Source organism: Bradyrhizobium sp. Ai1a-2 (assembly GCF_000426245.1).
In the GTDB taxonomy this organism is placed as follows: domain Bacteria; phylum Pseudomonadota; class Alphaproteobacteria; order Rhizobiales; family Xanthobacteraceae; genus Bradyrhizobium.
Genome location: NZ_AUEZ01000151.1, coordinates 1 through 7392 on the forward strand (window position 1 = coordinate 1; position 7392 = coordinate 7392).

6 protein-coding genes and 1 pseudogene are annotated in these 7392 nt (G+C 62.0%); 3 read left to right on the forward strand and 4 right to left on the reverse strand.

Features of this window, described 5'->3' with window-relative positions; all coding sequences use genetic code 11:
- On the forward strand, positions 1 to 327 hold a 327-nt coding region (locus K288_RS0141610), incomplete at its 5' end, for a transposase (protein ID WP_027584669.1).
- An 860-nt stretch (positions 328 to 1187) separates the two neighbouring features.
- Here K288_RS0141610 and K288_RS0141615 read toward each other — a convergent pair.
- Entirely contained in the window at positions 1188 to 2510 is a 1323-nt protein-coding gene (locus K288_RS0141615) for an HlyD family type I secretion periplasmic adaptor subunit (RefSeq protein ID WP_051335037.1), read from the reverse strand.
- Complete coding sequence (locus tag K288_RS0141620; protein ID WP_027584671.1) at positions 2507 to 4258, reverse strand: type I secretion system permease/ATPase; 1752 nt, start codon at positions 4256 to 4258, stop codon at positions 2507 to 2509. The genes K288_RS0141615 and K288_RS0141620 overlap by 4 nt, the downstream gene beginning before the upstream one ends.
- 1002 nt (positions 4259 to 5260) lie before the next feature.
- Between K288_RS0141620 and K288_RS0141625 the strand changes: the two genes are divergently transcribed.
- Positions 5261 to 5842, forward strand: a complete 582-nt coding sequence (locus K288_RS0141625) for a calcium-binding protein (RefSeq protein ID WP_244443465.1) — start codon at positions 5261 to 5263, stop codon at positions 5840 to 5842.
- 15 nt (positions 5843 to 5857) lie between these two features.
- Here K288_RS0141625 and K288_RS53210 read toward each other — a convergent pair whose 3' ends face one another.
- Entirely contained in the window at positions 5858 to 6127 is a 270-nt protein-coding gene (locus K288_RS53210) for a hypothetical protein (RefSeq protein ID WP_152535953.1), read from the reverse strand.
- A gap of 553 nt (positions 6128 to 6680) precedes the next feature.
- Here K288_RS53210 and K288_RS55285 point away from each other — a divergent pair.
- Entirely contained in the window at positions 6681 to 7124 is a 444-nt protein-coding gene (locus tag K288_RS55285) for a hypothetical protein (protein ID WP_027584673.1), read from the forward strand.
- A 23-nt stretch (positions 7125 to 7147) separates the two neighbouring features.
- Here the strand turns inward: K288_RS55285 and K288_RS48655 are convergent.
- A pseudogene (locus tag K288_RS48655) lies at positions 7148 to 7392 on the reverse strand (IS6 family transposase); the annotation flags it as partial.

Consider the following 7392-nt stretch of genomic DNA (forward strand, 5'->3'; position numbering starts at 1 on the left):
GTGCAGGACAATCTGTCGACCCACTCGGCAGGTGCGCTGTATCAGACCTTCCCGCCTGCCGAAGCACGGCGCATCCTGCAGCGCATCGAGTTCCACTACACCCCCAAGCACGCAAGCTGGCTCAACATGGTCGAGATCGAGATTGGCGTATTGCGGGGACAGTGCCTCGACCGCAGGATCGACGACCCCAAGCAACTGCGCCGCGAAATCTCCGCCTGGGAGCGGCATAGAAATGCTGCCCGCTCCCGCATCAAATGGATGTTCACAATCGAAAAAGCTCGCGCCAAAATGGGACGCGCCTACCCAAACCCTTCCAAAGAGTCATAATCACCGTGCAGAGCAACTAGTTGCGGCAAACCGTCATCGAAGTTGCGTCAGAGCCCCATTCCAGTGCCGATTGACAGCCCACCCTAGACCAGCGCTGATCCAGCGCTGTTGACCGGGACACGCCGGCCAAGTTGCGCGCCGTACCAGAAGCCCGACCACCAATCAGGATGGCCGGACGAAATTCAAATGCGATTTCCATGAACTCTGCGTATGCTGCGGCGCGGTGGAAACGTGGATCCCGGGCGAATACGGTGGGCTCACCGTACCCCGGTCCGATCATCTGTGGGATGCGGCCCTAGCTCAGGTGCTAGGGCCGCGGTGAGCCCAAGGCGCGGTACACCCCTTGCGCTCAGCCTCATTAGAACTGAAAACCCAGTGGTTGCATAGGGCGAGGTTACACGGTCGCGTCATGATCCTCGTCGGCAGCTTCGTCCTGCCGGCTCAGCCCCGCAACGTACTTGCTCGAAGTTCAAAGACGGCCGCGACGGATGAAGGGTACATCTCTGCGAGCCACGCGTTGTCAGCCGCTCTCGGCGTCTGCGGATCTACTCCGCTACGCTCCTTCTGACACGCTTCCAGTGCTGGGTGATGCGATCGAACGCTCTGATGCGCCGCCCCTAACCCGCGCATCAGAGCTTGATCACCGACGTCCTTCGGTTCCGCCTCCACGTATGCGCGATCATCAGCAGATCTACAGCCGGTCAACGATCAGACAAATCTCCGCGTTCCAAGCCTTGACAACGAACATCAGAGCGTCGGTCCACTCCCCGTGCTGATCATTATACCCCCCACCCACAAGGGAGGAGGCAAGGTGAAGTTCGCGGAGACGACGGGAATGATTTCCATGCATTGAGAAAGACTCACTTCTCGCGGAACGAGCGCATGAACTGGTCGCGGAGTGGCTTCATCAGATAGGACAGCATGGTGCGGTCGCCGGTCTGGACGAAGGCTTCCACCGGCATGCCCGGGATGATCTTCACCTCGCTGCCGAGGCGCGCGACTTCTTCCGGGAGCATCGAGACGCGCATGGTGTAATAGCTTCGCCCGGTGCGCTGGTCGGTGGTGACGTCGGCGGAGACGCGGGTGACGACGCCGTTCAGCTCGGGCGTGGTGCGCTGGTTGAAGGCGGAGAGCCGCAGCACGGTCTTCTGTCCGACCTGCAGCTTGTCGATGTCCTGCGGATTGACCTTGGCCTCGACCGACAGATCGTCCGCCTTCGGCACGATCATCATGATGGCGTCGCCTGCGGTGATGACGCCGCCGACGGTGTGCACGGTCGACTGTAGCACGACGCCGTCCTGCGGCGCGCGGATGTCGATGCGGCGAAGCTGGTCTTCGGCGGTCACCTTGCGTTCGACAAACTCGCCGATCTTGTCGTTGGTCTCACGCAGGTCCTTCGAGACCTCGGAGACCATGTCCTTGTCGACCTGGATGATCTGCAGCTCGGTCTCGGTGATCTTGCCCTTGGCCTGGGCGCGCGACGCGATGTATTGCGCGCGCTCGCCGGAGAGCCGTGCCGCGTCGCGCTCCAGCGTGGTCAGGCGGGTGAGCTGCACCAGATGCTGCTCATAGAGCTGGCGGACGCCGACCAGCTCCTGCTGCACCAGCGCGATCTCCTTGTCCTTGGCGGCTTCCTGCGCCTGCAGGCCGGAGATCTCCTCGTTGAGCTGGGTTACGCGCTCGCGCAGCTGCGCCTTCTGGCCGCTGCGGCCGTTGACGCGGACCTCGAACAGCTTGGATTCGCTCGCCATGATGTCGCGAACGTCGGGATCCTTGGCCTGCTCCGTGAGCTGCGGCGGGAAGGCGATCTTGTCGTTGCCCCGCTGCTCGGCTTCGAGCCGGGCTGCGCGCGCGTAGAGACCATTCAGCGTCTTGACCACGATCGCAAGGCTCGCCTTCACGACCGTCTCGTCGAGGCGCACGACGACATCGCCCGCCTTGACCGCGTCGCCGTCGCGCACCCGGACCTCGCCGACCACGCCGCCGGTCGGATGCTGCACCTTCTTGACGTTGGACTCGACCACCACCGAGCCCGGCGCGATCAGCGCGCCCGAGATCGGCACCGTGGTCGCCCAGCCACCGACGCCGCCGCCCAGAACCAGAACCACGACGAGGCCGACGATCAGATGCTTGCGGATAGAGAGACGTGCGTTGCGCGGCTGATCGGTCATGCGATCGCTCATGATTTGGCTGCCCCCGCATCGGCGACGATCTTGATCGGCGTCGGCACCGGCGGCGCGGCACGCTGCAGCACCTGCGCGAGCACAGCCTCCTTCGGCCCGAAGGTCTGCATGCGTCCGTCCTTCAGCACCAGCAGCTGGTCGACGCCCTCGATGCCGACCGGCCGGTGCGCGACCACGATGACGATGGCGCCGCGTTCGCGGGCACCACGCACCGCGCGGGTCAGAGCCTCGTCGCCTTCGCTGTCGAGGTTGGAGTTCGGCTCATCCAGCACGATCAGGAACGGATCGCCGTAGAGCGCGCGCGCCAGCGCGACGCGCTGCGCCTGGCCGGCGGAGAGCGCGGTGCCCTGCTCACCGACCTGGGTGTCGTAGCCCTCGCGCATCTTGATGATCATCTCGTGCACGCTGGCTTCCTTAGCCGCGGCGATAATGCCGTCGGACTTGGCGTCGGGATCGAACCGGCAGATGTTCTGCGCCACCGTGCCGGCGAACAGTTCGACGTCCTGCGGCAAATAGCCGACATGGCGCCCGAGTTCGTCCGACGCCCACTGGTCGAGCGCGGCGCCGTCGAGCCGGACTTTGCCGCGCGCCGGCACCCAGACGCCGACCAGCGCCCGGATCAGCGACGACTTGCCGGAACCGCTCGGGCCGATCACGCCGACGCCGCTGCCGGCTTCGACGGCGAAGGTGATGTCCTGCACGATGGCGCGCTGGTCGCCGGGCGCAACCATGGTCACCGCCTCGACCGAAAGCTTCTTCTCCGGCGCCTGCAGCAGCGTCTGCTCGGGGCGCGCCGGGATCTGTTGCAGCAGCCGGTTGAGACGCTGCCAGCTCTGCCGCGCAGCGACAAAACCCTTCCAATGCGCGATCGCGAGATCGACCGGCGCCAGCGCCCGCGCGCTCAGGATCGAGCCGGCGATGATGATGCCGCCGGTCGCTTCCTGGTGGATCACGAGATAGGCACCGACCGCGAGCACCGCGGACTGCAGCATCATGCGCAGCACCTTGGCGACCGCACCGAGCCCGCCGGTGACGTCGCTGGCGTGCTGGTTGCCGGAGAGGTATTCCTCGTTGGCCTCGTTCCAGCGCTTGTTCATCCGCCCGGCCATGCCCATCGCCACCAGCACCTCGGCATTGCGGCGACTGGAGGCGGCGAGATCGTTGCGCCGCGCCGCGAGTGTCATCGCTTCCTTGGCCGGCGTGCGCGACAAGTATTCGGTGATCAGCGTCAGCGTCACCAGGATGATCGCGCCGACCAGCGCCGTGACGCCAAGCAGCCAATGGAAGGCGAAGCAGATCACCATGTAGAACGGCAGCCAGGGCAGATCGAAGAACGCGCCGGGACCCATGCTGCCGAGGAAGGAGCGTACATTGTCGAGATCGCGCAGCGGCTGCAGGCCCTCGCTGCGATTGCCCGCCATCAGCGGCAGCCGCACGACGGTGTCGAACACCCGCGCGTTAAGCGCTTCGTCGAGTGAGGTGCCGACGCGGCCGAGGATCCGTCCGCGCAAGAGATCGAGCACGCCCTGGGCGATGTAGAGCACCGCGGCGATGACCACGAGGCCGACCAGGGTCGGAACGCTGCGGCTCGGCAGCACGCGGTCGTAGACCTGCAGCATGAACATCGAACCTGTCAGATACAACAGGTTGATCATGCAACTGATGAGACCGACGCCGACAAAGGCACTGCGGCACGCGCGCAGCGCCTCAGCCAGCTCGGAACGCCGGACAGCGGGCGCGGCTGCCATTAAGTCCAACATCTAAAACGGGTTACGCGAGAGCTCACACGGCACCGACGTTTGTTGCCATCGTCAATTTTGTTCGCATTGCCCGGAGCGGCACGCGACCTCACTCAGTGAGGTGCAGAGCGTCGATTTGCCGATCTCGTCAATGCATTGACCAGGTTCTGTTCGGCCTCCGCACGCTGCGGAGCGGTCTCTGAAAGAATCATAAACTGAAGTGCGGCAGCGCGTTCGAAAGCGGTCCCCATGGATTTGCACTTGCTCGATTGGACTAGCCGTCATGGCTCCCGACCCCTTCCCAAATGCTTGCATTAAGAGACGAAATTCTGCCGTCCATTCGCACCCCAGACTCCCTGAAGCGAGGAACTCAACGTTACGTGGCGCTCGAATCCGATTTGCTGGTGCTTCATCGATTGCCATCCTCCTGTCGCCTTGATCAGCGTTCTCGGAGACTACAATCTGACGCTACGTACACTTCAAGCTGTTTATTGATTTCGGCTTGAGCCGGCTGCAGCAATCTGGTGGCGGCAGGAGATCAAAAGATCTGGTTGTCTTGCAAGGAACGCACCCCAGCGTCCCCCATTGTGTGGCTCAACGCGGACCAACAGGCTGAACGAGAAGCAGGAGCTCTTGGGAGCATCGGCTCTTCCTGCAAACCGGACGCGAACCATACACCGGAATCGAGATTTCGTTCGACTTGCTTTGGGTGTGACGGGGGAGACCTGCTGCAACGGTTGCGGCAACTCCTTGAATGCTTGCTGAACCACATCGGGCTTGGGGACAACGCGGGGGCACCGAGAAGCCGCGACAGTCCTCTGTTCTTTAATCTTGGGCGTATGCTCATTCAAGCGATCTTTCAGCCGGGACAGTTTCGGCGAATGCTCGGATGATGGCGCGCAAGGCGGTGTGGACGGTTGTCGCATTCACTAAGACGACGGCGGCGAATGCCGCGACGACTATAGTTTCGCGCGGTCATTCAAAGCGGGGTGCGACGCGTCGGAATTCCTTGTGTCCGTCAGCTTCGATGTTTATGTTCGTAACCAGAGCGCGATCACTTCCGTGGCCGCTCGCTTGGCAGACACCACACAGGAGAAGCACATGGCTGTAATCCACGGTACCAACTCCGACGATCATTTGTCTGGGACGCCCGAAAGGGACTTTATCCAGGGTCTGGGCGGGAACGACTGGATCGCTGGCGGTGCGGGCGCCGATAATCTGGAAGGTAATCAGGGAGATGACACGATCTTTGGTAATGCGGGCGACGATTTTCTGTACGGCGATCAGGGCAACGATGCTCTGTACGGCGGTGAGGGCAACGACAATTTCGTGTTTACGAGCGGCAACGGCAAGGATTACGTGATGGACTTCACGCTGGGGGATAAACTGTATATCGAGGACGGGATCAATCACACGGGTATTCATACGCTTGCCGATCTTGCCGATCGCGCCGAGGCGGCTGGCACGGATACGACGGTCGTCGACCTCGGAGAGGGCAATTCGATCACGCTCTCCAATGTGAATGCTGCCGACCTTCAGCATCACCCCGAAAATTATTTCTCAATCATGCATTCCACCGATCTATTCACGTGATTTTTCGGCCATACCTTATTTGGCCGAAGAACGGTGACCGGGCATGGCGATTGCTATTGGCACATCCTTCTGCCGGGGCCATTCGCCATCGCCCTCGACCGGACGATTAAACATCTCCCAGTGGACAGAGACATGGCGATCCGGGCTGATCGCCATGAAGCGCAGAGTTGATGAAGCCCGGATATTAGACCATGCGCCGCGAATACCGGGAGCGTTGGCACCGGGTGATACGTCAACAAAAACAATGAAGTTCGCTTGAGATTGACCAGCCTTATCACTGTCCATTCACGTTGTATCGGTGGTTGGCGCAGTCTGGTCGTCCGAGCGAGCAGTGGATATTGCGAGTAGTGGATTTTCTACCCCGCGGGTTGCGTGCCGGAATCGCCACTCGGCTTTTCTCACCGATGATTTAAGTAGCTCATCGGCATTTTGCCAACTTGTCCGCGCTTTCGGCAGGAGCTTGAGCAATTCGGGTTTGATAAGGCCGAGCGGCCGAGCGCAGCCGTGGGCAGGAAAACCCAAGGGAGCACGGGCCATTCCTTATCGAGCAACGTGTCTTCCGTCAGCGTCGAGCCTTGCAACCGCTTTACGAGCGCGCGCGGTTTCGTTGTGCCCTGAGTAGAAAATGACTGTTGCAAACGTCTAGGTTGTCTGCAACCGTAGGTTTGGGCGTCAAAAACCCAAGATAGCAACAGTGGCCATCAATGGGCCAGCGTATAACAGCCCCGTTCGGTGGGACGGTGCGCCCATGTCGAAGGGCGCCGCAAAAGCAACATTGGCCGTTGAGGATTACGGTTTCTGAACCCCGCGCGCCCTGACAGTTCAGGGGCCGGTCATCATGAATCAGGAACAGCAGAAGCCCGTTCCCGAAGATCATACGTCCGTCAGCAAGGACGAGGAATGGGGCGCACGAGGGTTGCAGCGCGATTTGCAGGATCGGTTGCAACCGGCACACGACGAGCCGGTCAGCGAGCCCGTCAGCGACAGCGCTCCCCATCCCGAAACGCCACGAGGCTCCGGCCGATGGGTTCGCCGCCTGCTCAAGGTTGGCATCGGCCTTGCCATCGTCGCCGTGTTCGGATGGCTGCCGCTGAAGGCGGTGCTGCAGACCTCGAGCGTCGAGGCCGTGGTCAACGCCAGGATCGTGACCTTGCGGTCGCCGATCGACGGCACCGTGAGCGCGAAGCCGCCGCAAGGCTCGACGCAACTCAGCGTGGTCCATGAGGGCGATGCGATCCTTCATGTCGTCAACGCGCGCGGCGATCGCCGTGCGGCTCGATGATCTCCGGCGGCGGCATCGTCAACTTAATCGACCGCCGAGCCGAAGGAGACGATTCTCAGAGGTCGAGAGTCGGTGATAGCGCTTGTCATGGAGATCTCGCGCCAAGTCGCAAAGGCGCGCTCGCGCGAAGCACGACGGAAGTCGGCGGTGACGGCTCCGGGATAGGGGATGTGGAAAAGGTTCGCGACCTGATCGTGAACTGACAGAAACCGTTGAGCCTGACGGGACGATTTGAAACGCTTCATGATCCGCTCGCGTCGCCGCGTCG

Coding starts and splice junctions, on each gene's coding strand:
- K288_RS0141615 (WP_051335037.1), bottom strand. CDS start 2,510: ATGAGCGATCGCATGACCGATCAGCCGCGCAACGCACGTCTCTCTATC.
- K288_RS0141620 (WP_027584671.1), bottom strand. CDS start 4,258: ATGGCAGCCGCGCCCGCTGTCCGGCGTTCCGAGCTGGCTGAGGCGCTG.
- K288_RS53210 (WP_152535953.1), bottom strand. CDS start 6,127: ATGGACAGTGATAAGGCTGGTCAATCTCAAGCGAACTTCATTGTTTTT.
- K288_RS55285 (WP_027584673.1), top strand. CDS start 6,681: ATGAATCAGGAACAGCAGAAGCCCGTTCCCGAAGATCATACGTCCGTC.